Here is a 21,677-nt window from a genome sequence, read left to right on the forward strand (position 1 = left end):
AAATTAATTGTATTTATGCTGCATCAATTGATCTAAATACCTAGCGATCATGTCAATTTCTAAATTCAAATAATCATTTACTTTGTTGTACTGAAAAGTTGTATTTTCCCATGTATAGGGAGTGATATTTACTGTAAATTCCTGATTAATAACTGAATTCACTGTGAGGGAAACCCCATCTAGTGTAACGGAGCTTTTTTTTGCAACAAATTTAATTAATTCTTGTGGGCACGATAGTTTGATTTCATGAGAATCTAAATTTTGATTAATTGTTAAAAATTTTACTATCCCATCAACATGACCCTGAACCAGGTGGCCATCGATCTTATCGCTTAATCTCATTGCTTGTTCGAGATTTATTTTTTTTCCTATTCTCCACGTATTTAAGTTAGCAACCTTCATAGTTTCTTGAGATGCTTGGACTGTAAATGTATCGCTCATTATATCAACAACAGTTAAACACACACCAGAGCAAGCTATTGAATCTCCTTTATTTATAGAGGATAAATTTTGTGTCTTGATATGGAAAATTTGATCAGAGTTGGAGTGAGTGGTAGTATCAGTTATAGTCCCGATATCCGTGATAATTCCTTTAAACATATGGTGAAAATAAATAATTTTACCATGAAAAATTTTTTACAACAACTTATTTCTATTTTGTTATAGTTAAAGTAATTCTGGTTTACCGACAATTTAAAAAACGACAAATTCGTCATCCCGCTACGGTATGACGTAGGAAAACTGAGCCTGCACTAGCTATAGGCGCGAGAAAGGGGATCGTTTTCACTTACTTGTTCAATAGATTCTATAGAATATTCAGAATATATGAAATAAGCCAAACTCAGAACACATAATGCAGTTAATATTGGTAACCCTATGTTCAATGCTAGCCCAATACTTTCTCTTTTTTCTGGTGGCACTAATCCTTTTAACATTGACACTTTTCCTAACGGAAAATGCCATAAGCAAAGTGTTGATGCAGATGCTACTATTATAAATAGACAAAAATAAGCCTTTTTTGAGGAAAATATAGTTTTTAATGATGATTTGAGTGTAATGTTAGTAGGTGGTAGAGTTTTAGCTTCATTTGTTGCTGGTGAAAGATCTTTAATTGGTAAAGGGTTTGTAGATTTATGAGGAGTATTTTCATGTTGTGGAGAAGGTTGTTGTATATAAACACCTGAAACTAATTTAAGCAATTGCTCTTTTTTTCTATATACTTGTTTTTGTAAATATTCTTTACCTAAAAGTGAGTTACTAAGAGGTTGTGGCCTTTCGAGTATCTGTAATACTTCTGATATCTCGCCTGGCTCTAATATTGCATGTAATTGTTTATCTTGAAAGTAAACAATATTGAATACTGAGCTGAAAATATTGCAAAATGTTTCTGGATCTTGATTTTTGTATCCACTCATCACTTCAATAAATATTTTATCGAGTTTTTCCCCCTGTGCTCAATTTGGTTATCTATCATAGCTACTCTAGCATCATTTTGTGCTTGTTTTATGGCTAATGGTTTTTCTTTCTCTGATAGTTCTTTGGTCTGCTTTTTTGACTTCTTTTTTCTGTTAGCCTTAAAATACTCTGTGTGCGAAGTAGTTTGACCTACATTCTGTTCTGCTTCTTGAGGTATTGGATTTTCTATACTACCCCCTGTCATCCGAGTAGCTTGACTACTTGGATCCATGTTTCTTTTTTCCTGGTCAAACGCTGGAATAACACCAAATGGTATATTGTTGCTCTGTATAGAAAATTTTGGCAATTGTTGGGAAAAGAATTGTGACGTATTAAAAAAATTGGGTAGACAGAAAAAAGATCTAAACCAGAAAACGTTTTCATGCATTGCAGCAACTACTATCGAAACACGTGTAACTTGTTTTCCATTATTTGTTACATCGAAGCCAAATGAGCCTGTAACTGGTACGATTTGTTTATTTTGTGCATTTTTTTGGTTAGTTTCACTCTGTTCTTTTTTGTCTTCATTTTCAGTTTTTTCTGCATGTTGTAGCTTTTCATTTAGAAATAACTCGATTTGGTACAAGTTGTCCAGGTTAATGTTTTCAACGTCTGTTTGTAGCGTTATCGTTGTGCCCTGCAGAAGGATTTGAGGCGGAGCACTATTTACGAATTCTTCTACAGTTTTATAACTGTTAGTTTTACAGTAGTTATTATATAGTTCACTGCTTTCTTTGGGCACTTTTATGTTGGCTGTAAAATTTTTTTCCCGGGAAAGGCAGATTTTGAAAAAATTAATTAAAGAGTTTATTCGAAATAATCTTATATTAAAGGTGTCTTTATCTGTTGCTGTTAGCTCAAATGAAAATTCTTGTATATTACTTTCAATACTTCTCGAGCGAATAGTACTGATCTTAATTGTTTCGCTAGAAAATGCTTTACTTATGTTTCTGGATTTTTCCTTAAAGAGCTTAGGTAAATCCTCTATTTTATACTTATTCTTAGTTTCAGTATTACTGTTGTGCATAGTTGATACAGCAAATTCATCAACGCAAAGGTAAATAAAAAAGATTAATCAGTCAATAAATTAATAATCAGAATAGGGCAATTTTTCGGATTGTTGATGATATTTAAAATTTCACTATAATGAAAGTTTAAGCCAGCGTTTTTAAGATGAATAAAGAGTTATTAGATGACATACTTTCACTTGAAGATAAAGCAGTTTCCGAAATTGAGAATGCTTCTTCTTTACAAGATTTAGAAAAAGTTAGGCTATCATATTTGGGAAAAAAGGGTGTAATTAAAGCTTATTTTGACAACTTAAAAGAGATAGAAGACGCAGGAAAAAAGCGCAATTTAGGCGAAGTTATCAACGTTTTACGTAATAAGCTAGATCAGCTTATAATGAATAAGGAGAATATACTAAAAGCCGAAGAAGTTAACTTTAAATTGCAGAACGAGGCAGTTGATATCACGTTGCCTGCGAGGCCAGAAAAAATTGGCAAGGTCCATCCACTCAGTAAGGTTCTAAATGAAGTAAAGCTTATTTTTGCACATATGGGTTTTAAGGCAGTTGATGGCCCTGACATTGAAGATGAATTTCATGTATTTGATGCACTGAATACTCCAAGTCATCATCCTGCACGAGAGGAGCAAGATACCTTCTACTTAAAGAATAAAATAGATGATAAAAGAATGGTACTGCGCACTCACACCTCATCTGTACAGATTAGAACCATGGAAAAAACAAAAAAATTCCCAATTAAAATAGTAGCCGCAGGTAGAGTATACAGAAACGACTTTGATGCAACTCACACCCCTATGTTCCATCAAATAGAGGGGTTATATGTCGATGAGAATGTCAATATGGGCCAGTTAAAATTTACTATTCATCACTTCCTTAATAAGTTCTTTGGCGATAAAGGGCTGAAGATACGTTTTCGTAATAGTTTTTTCCCTTTTACCGAGCCTTCTGCGGAAGTGGACATAAGTTATAAAGGTAGTAAATGGATAGAAGTACTGGGATGCGGTATGACGCATCCAAATGTATTTCAAAATGTTGGAATAGACCATACTAAATACAACGGTTTTGCGTTTGGCATTGGTATAGAAAGGCTTGCAATGCTAAAATATCAAATTAGCGACTTGAGGAGCTTTTATGACAACAAAATCAGCTGGCTTGATCATTACGGTTTTCATTTTTCATCTTTAAGATAAGTGATAAGTAAAACTCATACGTTCGTTATACTTGCTGCAGGGCATGGCAGGCGGATGAATTCAGATTTGCCTAAGGTCCTACACAAAATAGGCAGTTTTTCCATGCTCCAGCATGTCATTTACAATGCAAAACAGTTAAATCCTGAAAATATTGCTGTTGTAGTTGATCAGCCTTTAATTGAAAGACTAAAGTGTTTTAAGGATATACAGTTAATTACACAAGAATTAACACTTGGCACGGGAGATGCGGTCAAAACTGCGATGAGAAACCTAAGAGAATTGCCAGATTCAAGCATAGTTGTTGTGCAGTATGGGGATACTCCGCTCATAAAAAGCAGCACAATAACTAAAATGATTAGTTATTTAGAAGGCAAGGCTCTAGTTTGCCTAGGTTTTAGGGCAAGCAATAAAGAATATGGTAGGTTAATCATTGAGAATGGTTCCTTAAGAGAAATCGTAGAAGCAAAGAGTGATAAAAATAATCATGAAGAGTTTCTTGCCAATGCTGGAATAATGGTTGCATATGCAAAGAATTTACGTGAATTGGTGGAGAAAATAGAGTGCAATAGCTCAACTCATGAATATTATTTGACCGATATAGTTTCCATTGCAGTGAAGAGTAATTTAAATGTCGGTTACGTTATTACCGGTGGAGAAGAAGCAACGGGAATAAATAACAGAAATGACCTTATAAAAGCTGAGTTTTACTTTCAAGAAAATAAAAGAAAAATTTTTACCGACTCCGGAGTAACGCTTGTTGCACCAGAGACTGTTTTCTTTTCTCTTGATACGCAAATTGCCAGAGATTCAGTTATTTACCCATATGTTTTTTTCGGTACTGGAGTGAAAATAGAGTCTGGTGCGAAAATACTGCCATTTTCGCATTTAGAAAACTGCTTAATTAAAAGTAATGCTGAGGTCGGTCCATTTACCAGAATACGCGGAAACACAACAATTGGTAATAAGGCAAAAATAGGAAATTTTGTGGAAGTGAAAACAAGTGAAGTTGGTCAAAACACTAGAATAAAACACTTAAGTTATATAGGAAATGCTAAAGTAGGGCAGGAGAGTAATATAGGAGCAGGCACTATTGTTTGTAATTATGATGGGAAAAATAAACATGAAACGAATATAGGGAGCAATTGCTTTGTTGGCGCCAATAGCTCACTAATTGCGCCGCTTAATATTCATGATGAATCTGTAATTGCAGCAGGTAGTGTTATAGTTGAGGATGTACCAGAAAAAAGCCTTGCAATAGCAAGAGAAAAGCAAGTAACTAAGAGAACAAAGTAGTCTAATTTAATTATGTTGTTGTGTCATTTTTAATATTAGACTTCTTGCATAACCATATAACAAACTTTTATTGGGAATAGAAACAAAAAAACTTCCTTGACAAACTCCGCTAGCCCCCTTATCATGAAACTGAAGCTATTGTATTTGCTTTCGCCAATCTGCAGATTAAAAGGTAAGGATTACTTAATGTATCGGCGTCTTATGTTCAATTTTTTGCAGTATATAGATACTGTATGTCTTTACAAAACTTCATCTACATCTAGATTTTTATCTAAATAAGCTGAACGCGCTTATAAAGCGTTACAAGACATCAAAAAATGCCAATACTCGACAGAGATAGTAAAAGACTAGCTAACTCGGGGATTCTTTGTCTTTTTTTCTGCTTAGTAAATTTCTTAAACGTTTGCAGCGTAAGTTAGTTGCAATTAAAAGCAGCTAAATTGCAGTGTTTAAGACTTAAAAAACGCCAATACTGAAAATAGACAATGACTAGGGTTTCTTTTGCCTTTTTTTTCATTTGGTAAATTCCTTAATGTTTATGGCTAAACGACAATCGTCATCCCGCTGCTTGTTAGCGGGATCTATTGCTGAGATACCGCGAATGAATCGCGGTATGACGTAGGACTGCTGTCATCCCAGTGCGTGACACTGGAATCCCAAAAAAGGATGATGTCATCCTAGTGCTCCTTTTTTTGTCATCCGAGTAGCTGACACTTGGATGACATCGTCATAAAGGAACCAGTGTCAAGCTACTCGGATGACAGGAGAAGGGGCTACTTGCATGACGGTGTCGGTAAACTTAGAGCTATAATAACTATTTGCCTTTTTTCTGCTTAGGTTATGCAAGAAGTCTACTGTCTGAGAAAAGGTAGATAAAAGATGAAAACAGATAGAAGTATTTTAGTAGCTCAAAAAGAACGTTAAGTCATGCTTTTTATTTATATTGACAGCGTATATGACATCGTTTACGATTAAAGTTAATAACAATAATTTATATTTATCATGTTTGCAGTAATTGAGACTGGTGGAAAGCAATATTTAGTAAAAGAAGGTAGTATAATAAAGGTAGAGAAGTTAGAAGCTGAAGAAAAAAAAGAGGTGGAAATCAATAAGGTGATTTGTATTTCAAATAATGGCTTATCTTATTCATCTAATGCTACTGTTAAAGCTGAAGTGTTGGAGCAGTGCAGGGGGGAAAAAATTATAATCTTTAAGAAGAAAAGAAGAAAAAATTACCGTAGGAAAACTGGTCATAGGCAGTATATAACTGTTCTTCGTATAAATGAAATTAGTCTTCAAAAGTAAGAGGTAAGATATGGCAACTAAAAAATCAGGTGGTAGTTCCTGTAATGGTAGAGATTCAGCGGGTCGTAGGTTAGGAATAAAGAAGAATGGGAAGGTTATTCCTGGTAACATAATTGTGCGCCAAAGAGGCACAAAATTCCATCCTGGGAAGAATGTTGGTATAGGTAAAGATCATACGATTTTTGCTAAAATAGAAGGCTGGGTCAGCTTTAGAAGATCAGCAAATAAAAAGACTTTTATTGATATCGTGCCTACAGATAATATGAAAGCTTCAGCTTGAATAAATCATGGGTCTGTAGCTCAGGTGGTTAGAGCGCACGCCTGATAAGCGTGAGGTCGGAGGTTCAACTCTTCCCAGACCCACCATTTAGTAGTTACTAACTGTGTTTTCTATAGCGGTTTTGATATTGTATAAGCAAAAACATGAGTTTATATAAAAATTTAGTAACCAGTGAATCAGTGGCGGCTGGTCATCCAGATAAAGTAGCAGATCAAATTTCAGATGCAATACTTGATGAGTACCTTTTTACTGATCCTTTTGCGCGAGCTGCAATAGAGACTTTAGTCACCAAAGATAACGTTATTATAGCTGGGGAAGTGTTTGGGCCTAACATCAAAAATAGCAGGATTGAAAGTATTGTACGGAATACAATAAAAGATATTGGTTACAAGCACGATGGGTTCCACTGGAGAAAAGTGAAAGTAAATATATTGCTGCATGAGCAATCAAATGACATTGCAATAGGGTTGGATCAAGGTGCTGGAGATCAGGGCATAATGTATGGCTATGCAACAACAGAGACAGAAAACCTTATGCCGGCACCCATTTTTTATGCACACTCGATTCTGAAAAATATCATGAGCGCAGTTAAAGAAGCAAAACTTGGTCCAGATGCAAAGTCACAAATCACTTTGGCATATGAGAATAACCTCCCGGTACGTGCTGAAAGTATTATTGTCTCAATACAGCACCCTGAGGATTTGGATCAATCAAAAGTAAAAGAAATAATTTACCCTTACATAGTTTCATCTTTACCTGAAGGATGGATGTGTCCTGAGGAAAATCTCTTAGTCAATCCAACTGGTAGATTTGTTATTGGTGGACCGGTTAGTGATTGTGGATTAACCGGACGAAAAATTATGGTTGATACTTATGGAGGTTATATTCCACACGGTGGAGGAGCGTTTTCCGGAAAAGATGCAACCAAAGTTGATAGATCTGCGGCTTATATGGCAAGATATCTTGCTAAAAATATTGTCTTTGCAGGCTTGGCTGAACGTTGTCTTGTGCAGCTTTCTTATGCAATTGGTGTATCAAAACCTACTTCATTCTATATTGATACATTTGGTGCGAATAAGGTAGAGGAAAGAGTAATTAAAAAGTTTATCGAGAATAATATAGATTTATCAACAAAAGGCATAATCAAGCATTTATCGCTTAATCATCCTATATATAAACGTACAGCCTGTTATGGACATTTTGGTAAAGAGTCAGAAAGTGACGGTGGATTTTCTTGGGAAAGCATAAACTTGTCTGCTGATCTTCGTAGAGAATTCAATATAGAAGGTAATAGTAAAATTTCTTTAGATTGCTAAAATTTTTGATTTACAGCCCCATATTTATATACTAGCTTATTGTTAAAGCATAGCACGCTTTTTCATAATAATTATACCACATTAGTAATAATTTTTATATTCAATTTTTATTGTGAGGCTTATAAAGTGTATAACGAAATAGAAGGAGAACTGTACAACGTAATTGTAAGAGGTTGTCCGGAAACTAGTAAATTCAAGCATATTCCCTCTTTAACATAACCCTACTCATAGCTAGGTATATGAAATTCTCAGTGGATGTTGTGAGTAAATCATACTCCTTCGATAGCCTTCTATTCCTATTAACCCAAGCAAAAGTCCTTTCTACAACCCATCTTCTTGGCTGTACTTTAAACCCTTGTTCTCTTGTTGGTAGTAGCTCAGGTGGCGTATCTTTGTGCACCCAAAATCTACATGGAGGCCTTTTAACAATTTCAATATCTATGTCATATTCTTCCTTTATGTGATTCTTTAAATTTCTTCCTTGGTATCCCATGTCAGCCCACATTTTTTTAACTTTAGTATATTTTGTTCTCATATTGTTTAATGCTATTTTAATACCATCTCTATCATTTTCGTTAGCAGCGCCTACGTAACAACCTAGTATAAAACCCTGAGTGTCTGTAATTATATGCCTTTTTCTACCCTTTACTTTTTTACTTCCATCATAGCCTTTGATCCCCCCTTTTCTGTAGTCTTTACAGATTGACTATCTACTATACAGGCACTCGGCTGCTCATTCCTTCCTATTTTTCTTCTACTATATTTTGTAATTTCATAATTCATTTTCTCAAAAATTCCCTGCTTCTTCCATTGCCTGAACTGCTCATACACAGTCTTCCATAGCGGAAAATCATTTGGTAAATACCGCCATTGACACCCTGTACGCAATACATAGAAAATTGCTTCTAATATTTCTTTTTTGCTATACTTTGGCGGCCTTCCTCCTTTCTTGTATGATACTCTGAAGTGTTTTTCTATTCTTGCCCATTCCCTTTCGCTTAGATCTGTTGGATACTTTTTTCTCATCTTTACCCCGTACTAAAATTTCAGATATTATAGCCTTTTACTTGTTTCCGGACAACCTCTAAAAGAGTTTTCTGATCTTATTGATAAAATAAAAGAACACCCTTTTAATGTTGAATTGATAAATAATACATTAGATTATGAAAAATTCAAATTCTACCTTCAGCAGGATTTTCTGTATTGTATAGATTGCGCTCGTGCTTTTTTAATTGTTGCAGCTAGAGTTGATGATATTGAAATGATGAGTAGTTTAATCAATTTGGCACAAGGAGCATTTTATGTTCGAGAACAGTATAAAAAATATTTTGAAGATTGTGATCTATCTGATGATCACAAAAAGTCAAGATCTTGTTCTGCCTTTACTGACTTTTTCATGAGTGCCGCATATCACAATTCTGTTAATGAAGCTTTAGTAGCATCTTATTCTTGCTTTAACATATACCAAATCGTTATACGCCATATGGTAAATGAGATAACAACTAAAGGGGTTAAAAATAACAAATACAAAGAGTGGATCAACATTTATAGTAGCGAAACAGTAAATGCTGTAATTGATGAGGTTACTGATATTACAAATAAGCTATATAAAAAAGCTAGTGACTGTGAAAAAAAGAGGATGTATGAGTTTTTTAAGAAAGGGCTGGAATTAGAAATAATGTTTTGGGATGAGGCATATTACTCTAATATATCTAGCAAAGAATATTAGCAGCGGATTATTTACGTTAACTTGATCTTTTATCGGTAACTACAGTGTTCAGTGGCATAATTAGGAGCTGTTACGGGTCAAATCTTTTAAAGGATATAATTGAGCATCCTTTTAATGTTGAGTTAGCGAATAACACCCTAAATATAGAGAACTTCAAATTCTATGCTCAACAAAAGACGTTGTTCTTAGGTGATTATATTCGTACCACCTTAATTACTGCATCCAAAATGGAAGATTATAGTAGTATTATCTCGCTTGCTGAAGTAGCCCAAAGAGTAGTGACTGTTAATAGAATGCTATATGACTACTACTTTACTATGTACGGTATAAGTCGCGAAAAGAAATCTCTTGAGTGTTTTAATTTCACTAATTTTCTTTTATCCATCTCGCATAGTAATACCTATGAGGCTATGACGGTTTTGTATTCTTGCATGTTTATATACGAGACTGTCGTTGATAGCATGAAAAATAGATTCAAGAAAAATAATAGATATAGGGATTGGTTTAATTTTTGTTACAGTGATTCAGTAAAGTCTGGATGCATTATTTTGGAAAATATTGTTGATGGATATTGCAGCAGAGCAAGAGAAAACGAAAAGAGCAGAATGCTTGAGTTGTTTAGAATAACTGCACAATTTGTGTTAGATTTTTTGAACGGTGCATATAATTTTTCAAGATTCAATCAATTTCCTAAGGAACATTGACAATTTTAAGCTAATTTGTATCCTTAATAAGTATTTTTTAAAATGCTATGAAAAGTAAAGAACATGATTTTCATTTAGTGGATCCAAGCCCTTGGCCAATTGCTGTATCAGCAGCAATTCTTATTCTTGCACTTGGATTAGTTGGCGCGCTTCATAAACAAATTGTCGGAATGTTTTGTTTAGTTTTGGGAATCTCCGCAGTATCAGGGGTGCTGTTTTATTGGTGGAGAGATGTAATAAGGGAGGCCATTTATGACAAATGTCACACTGCCATTGTAAAACATGGACTCAAATTTGCAATGTACTTGTTTATTCTCTCGGAGGTCGTATTTTTTATAGTGTTCTTTTGTTCATTCTTTAAAGCCTGGCTTGATCCAGTTTTTTTATTTGAGGCGTTTTCTCCTGCAAAAAAAGTTGAATGGCCCCCTGAGGGAATTTTGCCACCTGATCCGTGGTCACTACCATTCATGAATACATTAATATTATTGCTTTCTGGTACAACAATTACTTGGGCAAATCACTCTTTACTTAAAAATGATAAAAAGAGCATGATTAAAATGCTGTCCATAACTATATTGCTTGGAGTTTTTTTTATAATAGTGCAAGCAATAGAGTATCATGAAGCGAGTTTTTCTCTACAAGAAACAGGAGAAAAGCTTATTTATACATCCAATTTTTATATGATTACCGGTTTTCACTGCGCACACGTTATAATAGGAATAATATTTTTATCAGTGTGTTTATTTAGAGCACGGAAAGGCCAATTTACACTTCAGGACCATTTGTGCTTTGAGTTTGCCTCCTGGTATTGGCACTTTGTAGATGTAGTCTGGATATTTTTATTTTTGTTTGTCTATTGGTTAAGCGTTTATTAAGTGGTTAAAATAATAGGTCTAGATCCAGGAATAAGCAAGACTGGGTGGGCCATTATCAGCCTGAACGAAAAAAATAATATTGAATTTTTGGGCGGCGGTACCATATCAACTGATGGTAAATTGGGTACAGGTGAACGCCTACATACAATTTTTGAACAATTAAAGAAAGTAATTTCCCTATACTCTCCGAATGAAGCTGCGGTAGAAAAAATTTTTGTTAATAAAAATCCTAAATCTTCACTAACTTTGGGATATGCAAGAGGGGTTGTAATTTTAGCGTTAAAAATAACAAAGCTAACTATGAATGAATATGATGCAAACTATGTAAAAAAAAGCATTACCGGAAATGGCCATGCTGATAAGGATCAGATTATATTTATGGTGAAGCAAATAGTTAAAAATTTGAGTATAAAATGCCACCATGCTGCTGACGCTCTTGCTGTAGCAATTTGTCATGCTTATACGAAAGGTTCTTGTTTTGTTGAGTAACTTTTATATGGGATTCAGTTTGAAGATTTCCAGATCTGGAAAAACTATTTGATTGTATTTATCTTGTCTAACGTTCGTTGCAAAATAATACATGCGGAGATTTTATCATCTATTTTTTTCGATTTTGTGATTGATACTCCAGTAATTTTTAGTGTATGAGTTGCGATAGATGTTGAGAAGCTTTCGTCTTGTAAGTATATATTTACTTTATATTTTTTTATTATTTTATTTGCGAATTGGATTATAGTTTTACACCATTTAGTTTCTTGCTCGTCCATTTTTAATGGTAGTCCTATTACCATTGATCCAGATTCATTTTCTTTGAATATTCTATGCAGATAACCTAAATCTTTGCTCATATTTTTTCTGTGATATATGCTATGAGCTGTGGCTATGAGCTGTGTTTTATCGCTAAATGCTATGCCTATTTGCTTTTCTCCCATGTCAAGGCACATTATGCGCTTATCTTTTGGAATAGACTTTAGAAACTCATCTGGATTTCTATGTAGCATCTATTAGACTTCCTTTAAAGTGACCTTACCAAAAAAGTGGAGAGAAAGTTAAGAAAATTTTTTACAAAAAGAATAATGAATCAAATTGCTCAGGAATGCAATAGACTTCTTGCATAACCCAAACTAAGTAGAAAAAGGTATCATCTAAGTAGCTGACACTGGTTTCCATCCAAAAGGGCAGTGCCCCTATGATGTCATTCCAGTGCTTGACACTGGAATCCAGACTTTAATTGTTATACTTGTAAATAAGTCTGGTGAGAATAGACGTTCATCTCAAAATGCAGTATTTTTGTTGAAATAGCTCAACTGGATTCCAGCGTCACGCGCTGGAATGACACCTTTGTGTTTGCATAGCTGTACGAACATTGTGATTTGAGAGCAATCTCCACAAGGGAGGATGTCATTCCAGTGCCCAGACACTGGAATCCAGGAAAAAGAATGGTGTCATCCAAGTAGCTGACACTGGGATCCAGAAGACTTAATTTCAACCAAATAATAAAGGCTGGATCCCAGTGCTTGGCACTGGAATGACAGCAATCCTACGTCATACCGCGATTCATTCGCGGTATCTCGGCCGCTAACAAGTAGCGGGATGACGGTTGTCGTTTAGCCATAAATATTTAAGAAATTTACCAAACGAAAAAAAAGGCAAAAGAAGCCCCGTGGTTGGCTAATTACTTACATTATACTTTCAAGTATGGCGTTTTTTTATTCTAAACACTTAATAACCGCGATTTAGCTGCTTTTAAGCCGCAACTAATCTAAATTATAAACGTTAAGAAATTTACTAAACAGAAAAAAAGGCAAAAGAAACCCTAGGGTAGCTAGTTATTCACTATCCATTTTTTAAGTTGGCGTTTTTTAATGTTTTAAATGCTTTATAAGCGTATTTCAGCTTGTGTAGGTAAAAACCCAGAAATTTGATAAAGACATAGAGTGCACATAGTGCAAAAAATTAAACATGAGACGCCAGATACGTGAGTTTTTTTGTCATTTAATCTGTACAGAGAAGATAAATAAATAGCTTCAGTTTCATGATAAGGGGGCTGGCGAAGCTTGTCAAGTAATCTTTTGCATTTAACCCGTTTCTATGGGTAAAACAATCTGCATACCACTTAGCTAACATGAGTTTTGTTTTGACTTTTTGTGCTAATTTTGCAGAATATTAAGATTATCATTTAAATAAAATACATGACGAAAGAGGATTGGGAAGCGGTAATTGGGCTTGAGGTGCATGCTCAAGTTTCTTCTAATACGAAGCTATTTTCTAGCTCATCAACGGAATTTGGTGCTGAGCATAACACTCAAGTTTCTCTAGTTGATGCGGCAATGCCAGGTACGCTGCCAATACTAAATTATTACTGCATAGAGCAAGCAATACGCACTGGTCTTGCACTTTCTGCAGAAATTAATAAGTATTCTTACTTTGATCGGAAAAATTATTTTTATCCTGATTTACCACAAGGTTACCAGATAACTCAGTTTTTTGAGCCAATAGTTAAAAACGGTAGAGTATTTATCAACGACAATGAAAAAGAAATAAGAATTGCGAGAATTCATTTAGAGCAAGATGCAGGAAAGAGCGTTCATGAGGAAAGCAGAACTTATGTAGAGTTAAATCGTGCAGGGGTTGCTTTAATGGAAATTGTTTCAGAGCCAGATCTCCGTTCATCTGCGGAAGCTGCAGAATGCATGAAAAAATTGAGGCAGATTTTGCGTTACATTGGTTCATGTGATGGTGATATGGAAAAGGGATCACTTCGTTGTGATGCAAATGTTTCTGTCCGCCTAAAAGGCAGTAGTACATTTGGCACTCGTTGTGAAATAAAAAATCTGAACTCGATACGTTATATTGTGCAAGCTATAGACTATGAAATACAAAGACAAATTGAAATTTTAGAAAGTGGAGAAGAAATAAGTCAAGATACCTTATTGTTTGACGTTGCTTCGGGAAAAACAAAAGTGATGAGAAGCAAAGAGGATGCAAGCGATTATAGATACTTCCCTGAGCCTGATTTATTACCTGTTGAGGTAAGCCAGGATAAAATTGATTTAATTCAATCATCTTTGCCCGAGTTGCCAGATCAAAAAAAGCTGCGATACATTGAGGAATTGGGTATCAATGAATACGATGCAAACGTCATTACCTCCGATAAAGCAATTGCTGATTATTTTGAGGAATTGATAAAAAAACATGATTCAAAGCTCGCCGTTACCTGGTTAACCGTAGAGCTTTTTGGTCGTTTGAATAAAGCAGGTATTGATATTGTGAGCTCCCCAATCAAAGCAAATGCTTTGTCCGAACTCTTAGATTTTATCGTTGATGGAACAATCTCTGCTAAACTTGGCAAGCAGGTATTCGATAGTATGTTTGAAACTGGCAAACCTGCATCTTTAATTATAGAAGAGCAAGACCTAAAACAAATAACCGATAGAGGTCAAATATCAGGAGTTATCGACACAATCGTCAATAACAACCAAGATAAAGTTCAAGAATACAAAAGCGGTAAAACAAAGTTATACGGATTCTTTGTCGGCGAAGTTATGAAACTTACCAAAGGAAAAGCCAGCCCTGATGTGGTGAATTCAATTTTGAGTGAGAGATTAAGTAATTAGTCACATTTTTTTATTTACATAACAGCACATCTCGTAGATATTCCAAGGTCTTTGTTACGATATCTGTATATCATGACATATAACTTTTTTACCATTTGTTGGTACTATTTTTAAAATTATGTGAGGTTGAGGATGCCTGAAACTTATCCTGCTTGGGGAAGAAAGCGGTCTCTTCATGGTGATATCTACCAACTAAAGTGGGTAATGCTGCTTCTCAAACGTGCAGTAGATGTTGGATATTCTTTCCGTTTAGCTACAGAAATGGAATCAGCTACGGGTTTTGATGATATTGTTTTTCAGGATAGGAAAAATGAAAAAATAGTACATAGGTTTATACAAAACAAACACAAGCAAAATGAATGCGAAAAAATCGGTGTAGGTAAATTGCTTTCAAAAAATAAAAGTGGTGAATTTAGCGTTCCAAAATATTTTGTTTCATATCTAAAGATTAAAATTAATCCAGATTTTGCAGATGGTGACCTAAAGGACTTTACTATCTGTACTAATATCGGTTTCGATCTAGCTCAAAGTGCAACACAAAATACAATAAAAAAGTTGAAAGCAAAAACTTCGGGACCAAACAAGGGAATAGAAATTGCAGTTGAAGTAATAAGCACTAGTGATATTTTTTTTAAATACGGCGGTACGAGATACAAGTTCTCTTGTACTCACGATAACATGATTTCAATAGTGCAACCGGCATTTAAGAGCGCTGTAAAAGAAGCAATAGAAGAATTGGAAAAGGAGATAAAAGAACTTCAAGGTAAATCAGATCAAAACTCAAAAAGAAAATTGGAAAGAAATCAGGTATGGCAACGTGAGTTTGAGCGAATGACAAATGAAGGCAAGTTAGAAGAGAATATAAGGGAATTTTTTGATAAATTAGTATTTACAGTAGATCAACCTAACGAGATAAAACTAGCGGAAATCATTGAGAATGAGTTGGGAAAAGAATTTAATAATCTCGATAAAAAGAACGTTTATAGTCGCTTTCTGGTAGAAGTTCTGGATTGGATGAAAGCAAGAGAGGGAAAGTTTCTATCACATGAAGAAATAAAGGAGTTTTTTGAAAAAATAAGAGAGGAAATTTTAGGAGCGATTTGGTTTGATGTAAGAGGTCCAGTCAGACTATTTACAGGAAGAGATGAGGAATTGGGAATGCTACATGATTCGCTACAACGCGATCCCAAAGGTGCTGTAATTTCATACATAACGTCTATTAGTGGTCCTGGGGGGATGGGAAAAAGCCAGTTAGCTAGAAAATATGCTTGTAAATATAGAAGATATTATGACGGCAATGTTATATGGATAGACGCTGAAAACTTTGAAGCTATGAAAGATTCTTTCTTAAGGTTAGCTAGAGATAGATTAGGTATTTCTTCTAAAGATAAGTATGGAAACGACAAAACGATAGAAACTATTGTTAGAGAAGTATATGCTTTCTTCGCAAGAAGGAGGAGCCTGTTCATTTTCGATAACGTTCAAGAGTACAAAAAGATAAGTAAATTTTTGCCATTTTCTTTATCTCCTGATCTTAACAAGCCTCATATTTTGATTACCTCGCATGATCAGGAACTGGAAAAGGGAATAGACGTTATAAAGCTAGGAGAATTGGAACAAAGAGACGCTATAGAGTTTGTTAAAAAAGGATTTAATATACTAAAAAAAGATAAATCGCAAGATCGGGAGATAGAAAATTTGGTAAGAAGGTTGCAATGCTTTCCTTTAGCTATACAACAAGCAATATCATATATTGAAGATCAGAGAATAATAGAGGAGTTTAAAATTAGTGATTACCTAAAAGAGTATGAAAAGAAAGCTAAGAAGTTGCTTAAGTCTAAAATATTTCAAGGAATTGATAACGACTATACTAAAACAACTTTTACAGCTTGGGAAGTTACGATGGATAAAGTAAGAAGTGATGAACAATATGGACCGTTAGCTTCAGAGATTTTAGATGTTTTGGCTTATTTTGCACCTGATAAAATCGCTAGAGAAATATTCTTAAATTCGGTAAGTGATTATAAGAAAAAGCAGTTAAAGCTAGCCATCCGTTTACTTGTGAGATATTCCATGGTGGGCGGTGAACAAAACCAAAGTGTATTAAATGTCCATAGGTTAGTACAGGAAGTAACTGAATTAAATTTACAAAAGGAAGGCCGAGAAGAAGAAGTTCTCAGAAAAGCCCTAGAATTAATAAATAGTGGTAATATAGTAAAAGATAGTACAATTCATGTTGCATCTATTTGGGGATATGCAAGTAAATATGGTAAATTGATTGATGACTTTTATTTCAGCTCATCTTATGTACATGGAGAACCGCTTTTTATAAAGAAAAGTGCACCTTTACACTTCCTTGCTGTAAGTGGTGATTATGAAGCAATTAGTGCAATAATAACACATATAGAAAGACATTACCCAGGTGAATTGGTAAAAACTGTTAATGTTAAGGACAATCTCGGTCAAACTCCGTTACACCACGCTTCTTATAATGGAAATTTGAGAGTAGTAGAGTATCTTATTAGTAAAGGTGCTGATATTAATGTTAGAAGCGAAAATGACTGGGTTCCATTGCACTATGCTTCTAGGAGTGGAGTACTAGCTGTAGTGGAGCATCTTATTAGTAAAGGTGCCGATGTTAATGCTAGAAGCAAAGATGACTGGGTTCCGTTACACCTGGCTGCTTGTATTGGAGAGCTAGATGTGGTGAAGTGCCTAATTAACAAAGGTGCTGATGTTAATGCTAATGCTACAAAGCCACTTTATTATGGAACTCCATTACACTTAGCTGCATACCACGGAAAATTGAATATCACAAAGTGCCTAGTTAGTGAGGGTGCTGATGTTAATGCGAGGGATGGGAATAACTGCACTTCTGTCCATAGAGCTGCTTACAGTGGAAAATTGGATGTAGTAGAGTACCTTATTAGTAAAGGTGCTGACCTTAATACTGAGGATGGAGATGGCAATATTCCGTTACATAAAGCCGTCCAGAATGGGAAATTAAATGTGATAGAATACTTCGTTGGCAAGGGTGCTGATGTTAATGCTAAAAACAGATATGACTGGACTTTGTTACATTGGGCTGCTTATAACGGCCAGTTGGATATAGTGAGATATTTAATCAATAAAGGTGCTGAGATTAATGCTAAAAGTTGGTCTAATGACACTCCGTTGCACCTAGCCGTATGTAGCGGAGTGTTGGATGCGGTAAAGTGTCTTGTTGGTAAAGGTGCTGAGGTTAATGCTAAAAGCAGGTATGGAGGCACTACATTGTGCTTAGAGGTTGTCCGGAAACTAGTAAATTCAAGCATATTCCCTCTTTAACATAACCCTACTCATAGCTAGGTATATGAAATTCTCAGTGGATGTTGTGAGTAAATCATACTCCTTCGATAGCCTTCTATTCCTATTAACCCAAGCAAAAGTCCTTTCTACAACCCATCTTCTTGGCTGTACTTTAAACCCTTGTTCTCTTGTTGGTAGTAGCTCAGGTGGCGTATCTTTGTGCACCCAAAATCTACATGGAGGCCTTTTAACAATTTCAATATCTATGTCATATTCTTCCTTTATGTGATTCTTTAAATTTCTTCCTTGGTATCCCATGTCAGCCCACATTTTTTTAACTTTAGTATATTTTGTTCTCATATTGTTTAATGCTATTTTAATACCATCTCTATCATTTTCGTTAGCAGCGCCTACGTAACAACCTAGTATAAAACCCTGAGTGTCTGTAATTATATGCCTTTTTCTACCCTTTACTTTTTTACTTCCATCATAGCCTTTGATCCCCCCTTTTCTGTAGTCTTTACAGATTGACTATCTACTATACAGGCACTCGGCTGCTCATTCCTTCCTATTTTTCTTCTACTATATTTTGTAATTTCATAATTCATTTTCTCAAAAATTCCCTGCTTCTTCCATTGCCTGAACTGCTCATACACAGTCTTCCATAGCGGAAAATCATTTGGTAAATACCGCCATTGACACCCTGTACGCAATACATAGAAAATTGCTTCTAATATTTCTTTTTTGCTATACTTTGGCGGCCTTCCTCCTTTCTTGTATGATACTCTGAAGTGTTTTTCTATTCTTGCCCATTCCCTTTCGCTTAGATCTGTTGGATACTTTTTTCTCATCTTTACCCCGTACTAAAATTTCAGATATTATAGCCTTTTACTTGTTTCCGGACAACCTCTAATACCAATTCCCATTACACGGCAAACAGATGGACAAAGATGGAAGAAAAGCCATAATGAAGTAAGTAAAATAGTTGAGGTATAAATGGCATTAAGATCAAAATTATTGGATGAAAAAGTAGTAGAATCAGCAAAAGAAATGCTGAAGAAAGTAAGGAATAATGCATATGTTTCAAAAAAACTAAATGCTGTAATTGCAGCAAAAAAGTACAGTATAACGGCTGTAGCAAAAATATATTGCATTTCAAGAAGCGCACTAACTTCGTGGGTAAAACTCTTGAAATTTGGCAGAGAAGAAAAACTGTTTGCTCCTCCACAACGCCGTAGAAAAACTAAATTAAATCAGGTTCAACTACAGCAAATTGAAGAGTGGATAGAAGAAAATCCTAATATTACCATTAAAGAAATGAGAATAAGAATCCAGGAAAAGTTCAGATTAAATATCAGCAAATCTACAGTACACCGCTATATGCAAAAGATGAAATTCTCATATATTACACCAAGACCAGTTCATAATGGACAAGATAAAAGCAAACAAGAGGAATTCAAAAAAAAATCTCAATGGAGCTATTAGCAAGTATCCAGAAAAAGAGCTATTTTTCTTTGATGAATCACGGTTTGGCACACATTCAAAGGTTGGACATGGGTGGTTTAAAAAGGGGATTAGAACACAGGTTAAAACAAAATTAGGTAGGCAAAATTTCTATCTCTATAGTGCGGTTAATCCTAGAAATGGAGAGAGTTCTAGCTTATTTGCACCAAATGTCAACACTGATTGCATGAACATATTTCTTGAGCAGATGTCGCAATATCTAGAAACACGAGAGGCTTTTCTTGTTATGGATTGTGCTAGTTGGCATAGGTCAAAAAATTTAAAGGTACCTAAAAATATCGATATTATATACCTACCTCCGTACTCACCTGAGCTAAATCCTGTTGAGAGGCTTTGGTTATATATAAAACAGAACATTTTGCGCAATAAAATATACGATACAATTGCTCTGCTTGAGGGTGCTTTGTGCAAATTTATTACTTCTCTTGCCAGCTCCACAATTAAACAACTCTGCAATGTCTCCTATTTGACTGGCCAACAATGAGAGTTGGTATTACATCAAAACCAAGGAGGGATGGCTATATTTGGCAGCAATAATTCTCACGTATGGTAGTTAATGAGTAGTGCAATAAATAAACAATTGGTTATGAACTCTTTATTAATGGCCATTAATAGGCGTAAACCTGTTAAAAATCTACTGCTGCACAGTGACCAAGGTTCACAATATACTGCGCAAGGGTATCAATATCTCTTAGCTGTAAAGAATATAGATGAGTAATAAAGGCTGTTGTTACGACAATTCTGTTGCAGAAAGCTTCTTTAGCTCATTGAAAAGAGAAATACTTATTGATACTTCACAACACTCTGCTCAACACACTAGAACTGCAATATTTGAATACATAGAAATTTTTTATAACAAACAACGTCACTATTAACTATTGCATTCCAGAACAATTTGATGCATCATTCTTTTTGTAAAAAACATTCCACACTTTCTCTCCACTTTTTCTGGGTAAGGTCATTTTTGCCTTGACCAAGAAAAAATTCAGCTATTGCCTTACTTTCTCTTGCAACAACTTCTTCCTTAACAATTTTTCCTTTCTCATCAACGATACTTATAAAAGTTTCTTTTAGTGAGATCGCTATAATATTCCATGAGACTGCTCCTACTAATAAAAGTTTAAATTATTTTTGAAGAACTTATTCTACTGAATTCGTTACTTCGTGCTAAAATAATGGACTCCATCATTCAACAGCAATTACAGTATGTTTACCCTTTTTCTTGTTATTTTTCTAATCTATAGCTAGCGTTCAAAACCATATTCGAAAATACGTTTTCGGATTTTTTTTAATGCTGTTTATTTCATCCTCAACATCGTCTCTACCTTTATGAACTAAGTAGCAGCATTAAAAATTATAACGTACCCCTATCTCTAGAGTTGCATCTGGTATTTGTTTTGCTTTTATACCACTTAGTTGCCCACCCATGGTCATACCAACTGCACCAATTATCTGCGGAGTAATTTCATAATCAACACCTAACTTTAGTTTATAGGAAATAGAACTCAGTATTTTATCTACTACAGATGAACCAGCAGCTTCACCACCTGATTCTGGAGCACCTTGTGTTTCTTCTTCCTTTTCTTTTTCTTCTTGTGAACTATTGCCATCACCATCAACTGTATCACTAACACCAAAGCCAAAAGGTGTTATTTGGAGATACCCTCCTAAACCTCCGCTGACATATAGTTTAACGGGATCAATATCAAGGTCAGGATAGAAGCGGTAGTTTGCCAATAAGCTAGCTCCTATGCTCTTTAATGACTTAATATTACTGAGAACCTCAAGTTCAAATTTAGAGTTTTGGTCATAATGGTAACCAAGAACAACACCAGGTTTCATTTTAAAGCCACCACCCCAACCAGTACCAAAGTTTAAACCTGCATAGTACTTATCTTCTGACTTACTTGCACTATTACTAGCTGCACCTGCTAGAGATGAAGTAAGCAACACAGCCAAAACGCACAATCTCTTTATTTTCATATAACTCCTCATACAAAAAAATATATAATGCATAAGTATATATCCTTTATATTAAAAAAGATATAACTACATGTCAAAAAAAGTATAGCCA

20 protein-coding genes, 1 tRNA gene and 1 pseudogene are annotated in these 21,677 nt (G+C 34.9%); 15 read left to right on the forward strand and 7 right to left on the reverse strand.

The window, feature by feature from the left end:
* Positions 1-3: 3 nt before the first annotated feature.
* Complete coding sequence (locus ABWU74_RS05615; RefSeq protein WP_010082169.1) at positions 4-600, reverse strand: riboflavin synthase; 597 nt, start codon at positions 598-600, stop codon at positions 4-6.
* A 152-nt stretch (positions 601-752) separates the two neighbouring features.
* Positions 753-2,482, reverse strand: a pseudogene (locus ABWU74_RS05620) (hypothetical protein).
* A gap of 146 nt (positions 2,483-2,628) precedes the next feature.
* Here ABWU74_RS05620 and pheS point away from each other — a divergent pair.
* From pheS to metK, 6 genes are all read left to right on the forward strand, one after another.
* Positions 2,629-3,672, forward strand: a complete 1,044-nt coding sequence (gene pheS, locus ABWU74_RS05625) for a phenylalanine--tRNA ligase subunit alpha (RefSeq protein WP_209472684.1) — start codon at positions 2,629-2,631, stop codon at positions 3,670-3,672.
* Positions 3,673-4,965: a bifunctional UDP-N-acetylglucosamine diphosphorylase/glucosamine-1-phosphate N-acetyltransferase GlmU gene (gene glmU / locus ABWU74_RS05630; RefSeq protein ID WP_353289266.1), complete on the forward strand. Its 1,293-nt coding sequence runs from the start codon at positions 3,673-3,675 to the stop codon at positions 4,963-4,965.
* 1,002 nt (positions 4,966-5,967) lie between these two features.
* On the forward strand, positions 5,968-6,270 hold the full coding sequence (rplU, locus tag ABWU74_RS05635) for a 50S ribosomal protein L21 (RefSeq protein ID WP_006279565.1): 303 nt from the start codon (positions 5,968-5,970) through the stop codon (positions 6,268-6,270).
* 10 nt (positions 6,271-6,280) lie between these two features.
* On the forward strand, positions 6,281-6,550 hold the full coding sequence (rpmA, locus tag ABWU74_RS05640) for a 50S ribosomal protein L27 (protein ID WP_006279564.1): 270 nt from the start codon (positions 6,281-6,283) through the stop codon (positions 6,548-6,550).
* Between the two features lie 9 nt (positions 6,551-6,559).
* Positions 6,560-6,636 (forward strand) — tRNA-Ile (locus tag ABWU74_RS05645).
* A 57-nt stretch (positions 6,637-6,693) separates the two neighbouring features.
* The gene (metK, locus tag ABWU74_RS05650) at positions 6,694-7,866 is read left to right on the forward strand and encodes a methionine adenosyltransferase (RefSeq protein ID WP_182282475.1); all 1,173 of its coding nucleotides are present in this window, start codon (positions 6,694-6,696) and stop codon (positions 7,864-7,866) included.
* 193 nt (positions 7,867-8,059) lie between these two features.
* On the opposite strand, the gene ABWU74_RS05655 is transcribed toward metK, so the two are convergent.
* Positions 8,060-8,892, reverse strand: a protein-coding gene (locus tag ABWU74_RS05655; RefSeq protein WP_209472412.1) for an IS5-like element ISWpi1 family transposase whose coding sequence is annotated in 2 segments (ribosomal slippage) — positions 8,060-8,523 and positions 8,523-8,892 — 834 coding nt in all. Because the reading frame shifts where the segments join, the coding sequence is not laid out codon by codon here.
* A 115-nt stretch (positions 8,893-9,007) separates the two neighbouring features.
* On the opposite strand from ABWU74_RS05655, the gene ABWU74_RS05660 reads away from it, so the two are divergent.
* From ABWU74_RS05660 to ruvC, 4 genes are read left to right on the forward strand one after another with little or no spacing between them, the layout of a single operon-like run.
* A complete protein-coding gene (locus ABWU74_RS05660) occupies positions 9,008-9,595 on the forward strand; it encodes a TenA family protein (protein WP_353289267.1) in 588 nt (195 codons plus the stop codon).
* Positions 9,596-9,639: 44 nt separating this feature from the next.
* A complete protein-coding gene (locus tag ABWU74_RS05665) occupies positions 9,640-10,299 on the forward strand; it encodes a TenA family protein (RefSeq protein ID WP_010962391.1) in 660 nt (219 codons plus the stop codon).
* Between the two features lie 47 nt (positions 10,300-10,346).
* Complete coding sequence (locus ABWU74_RS05670) at positions 10,347-11,174, forward strand: cytochrome c oxidase subunit 3 (protein ID WP_006279354.1); 828 nt, start codon at positions 10,347-10,349, stop codon at positions 11,172-11,174.
* Positions 11,175-11,663, forward strand: a complete 489-nt coding sequence (gene ruvC, locus ABWU74_RS05675; protein WP_209473140.1) for a crossover junction endodeoxyribonuclease RuvC — start codon at positions 11,175-11,177, stop codon at positions 11,661-11,663.
* Between the two features lie 44 nt (positions 11,664-11,707).
* Here ruvC and ruvX read toward each other — a convergent pair whose 3' ends face one another.
* Both ruvX and ABWU74_RS05685 read right to left on the reverse strand, forming a co-directional pair.
* Positions 11,708-12,175 carry a Holliday junction resolvase RuvX gene (ruvX, locus tag ABWU74_RS05680; protein ID WP_209473142.1) on the reverse strand — a complete coding sequence of 156 codons (468 nt, stop codon included), beginning with the start codon at positions 12,173-12,175 and terminating at the stop codon, positions 11,708-11,710.
* Between the two features lie 302 nt (positions 12,176-12,477).
* Positions 12,478-12,663, reverse strand: a complete 186-nt coding sequence (locus ABWU74_RS05685) for a hypothetical protein (protein WP_138264918.1) — start codon at positions 12,661-12,663, stop codon at positions 12,478-12,480.
* 703 nt (positions 12,664-13,366) lie between these two features.
* Between ABWU74_RS05685 and gatB the strand changes: the two genes are divergently transcribed.
* Positions 13,367-14,791, forward strand: coding sequence for an Asp-tRNA(Asn)/Glu-tRNA(Gln) amidotransferase subunit GatB (gene gatB / locus ABWU74_RS05690; RefSeq protein ID WP_264705778.1), 1,425 nt, complete (start codon positions 13,367-13,369; stop codon positions 14,789-14,791).
* A gap of 132 nt (positions 14,792-14,923) precedes the next feature.
* Positions 14,924-18,118, forward strand: a complete 3,195-nt coding sequence (locus ABWU74_RS05695) for an ankyrin repeat domain-containing protein (RefSeq protein WP_353289268.1) — start codon at positions 14,924-14,926, stop codon at positions 18,116-18,118.
* On the opposite strand, the gene ABWU74_RS05700 is transcribed toward ABWU74_RS05695, so the two are convergent.
* A protein-coding gene (locus ABWU74_RS05700; RefSeq protein WP_209472412.1) for an IS5-like element ISWpi1 family transposase occupies positions 18,098-18,930 on the reverse strand; the annotation gives its coding sequence in 2 pieces (ribosomal slippage) (positions 18,098-18,561 and positions 18,561-18,930; 834 coding nt in all). The genes ABWU74_RS05695 and ABWU74_RS05700 overlap by 21 nt on opposite strands.
* A 145-nt stretch (positions 18,931-19,075) precedes the next feature.
* On the opposite strand from ABWU74_RS05700, the gene ABWU74_RS05705 reads away from it, so the two are divergent.
* The 3 genes from ABWU74_RS05705 (at position 19,076) to ABWU74_RS05715 (ending at position 20,478) form a co-directional block, all read left to right on the forward strand.
* Positions 19,076-20,087 (forward strand): IS630 family transposase gene (locus tag ABWU74_RS05705; RefSeq protein ID WP_094745768.1). Its coding sequence is split into 2 segments (ribosomal slippage): positions 19,076-19,537 and positions 19,539-20,087, totalling 1,011 coding nucleotides; the frame shifts between segments, so codons are not numbered across the junction.
* Between the two features lie 72 nt (positions 20,088-20,159).
* Complete coding sequence (locus tag ABWU74_RS05710; protein ID WP_010082071.1) at positions 20,160-20,321, forward strand: DDE-type integrase/transposase/recombinase; 162 nt, start codon at positions 20,160-20,162, stop codon at positions 20,319-20,321.
* The gene (locus ABWU74_RS05715; RefSeq protein WP_084741697.1) at positions 20,314-20,478 is read left to right on the forward strand and encodes an IS3 family transposase; all 165 of its coding nucleotides are present in this window, start codon (positions 20,314-20,316) and stop codon (positions 20,476-20,478) included. The genes ABWU74_RS05710 and ABWU74_RS05715 overlap by 8 nt, the downstream gene beginning before the upstream one ends.
* A gap of 472 nt (positions 20,479-20,950) precedes the next feature.
* Here ABWU74_RS05715 and ABWU74_RS05720 read toward each other — a convergent pair whose 3' ends face one another.
* Positions 20,951-21,586: a hypothetical protein gene (locus tag ABWU74_RS05720; protein ID WP_353289269.1), complete on the reverse strand. Its 636-nt coding sequence runs from the start codon at positions 21,584-21,586 to the stop codon at positions 20,951-20,953.
* Positions 21,587-21,677 lie beyond the last annotated feature (91 nt).

This window comes from Wolbachia endosymbiont (group A) of Paraperithous gnathaulax (assembly GCF_964028485.1).
GTDB lineage: Bacteria > Pseudomonadota > Alphaproteobacteria > Rickettsiales > Anaplasmataceae > Wolbachia > Wolbachia pipientis.

Coding starts and splice junctions, on each gene's coding strand:
- ABWU74_RS05710 (WP_010082071.1), top strand. CDS start 20,160: ATGAGTAGTGCAATAAATAAACAATTGGTTATGAACTCTTTATTAATG.
- ABWU74_RS05715 (WP_084741697.1), top strand. CDS start 20,314: ATGAGTAATAAAGGCTGTTGTTACGACAATTCTGTTGCAGAAAGCTTC.
- rplU (WP_006279565.1), top strand. CDS start 5,968: ATGTTTGCAGTAATTGAGACTGGTGGAAAGCAATATTTAGTAAAAGAA.
- ABWU74_RS05720 (WP_353289269.1), bottom strand. CDS start 21,586: ATGAAAATAAAGAGATTGTGCGTTTTGGCTGTGTTGCTTACTTCATCT.
- pheS (WP_209472684.1), top strand. CDS start 2,629: ATGAATAAAGAGTTATTAGATGACATACTTTCACTTGAAGATAAAGCA.
- ABWU74_RS05695 (WP_353289268.1), top strand. CDS start 14,924: ATGCCTGAAACTTATCCTGCTTGGGGAAGAAAGCGGTCTCTTCATGGT.
- gatB (WP_264705778.1), top strand. CDS start 13,367: ATGACGAAAGAGGATTGGGAAGCGGTAATTGGGCTTGAGGTGCATGCT.
- ABWU74_RS05615 (WP_010082169.1), bottom strand. CDS start 600: ATGTTTAAAGGAATTATCACGGATATCGGGACTATAACTGATACTACC.
- ABWU74_RS05670 (WP_006279354.1), top strand. CDS start 10,347: ATGAAAAGTAAAGAACATGATTTTCATTTAGTGGATCCAAGCCCTTGG.
- rpmA (WP_006279564.1), top strand. CDS start 6,281: ATGGCAACTAAAAAATCAGGTGGTAGTTCCTGTAATGGTAGAGATTCA.
- metK (WP_182282475.1), top strand. CDS start 6,694: ATGAGTTTATATAAAAATTTAGTAACCAGTGAATCAGTGGCGGCTGGT.
- ruvX (WP_209473142.1), bottom strand. CDS start 12,175: ATGCTACATAGAAATCCAGATGAGTTTCTAAAGTCTATTCCAAAAGAT.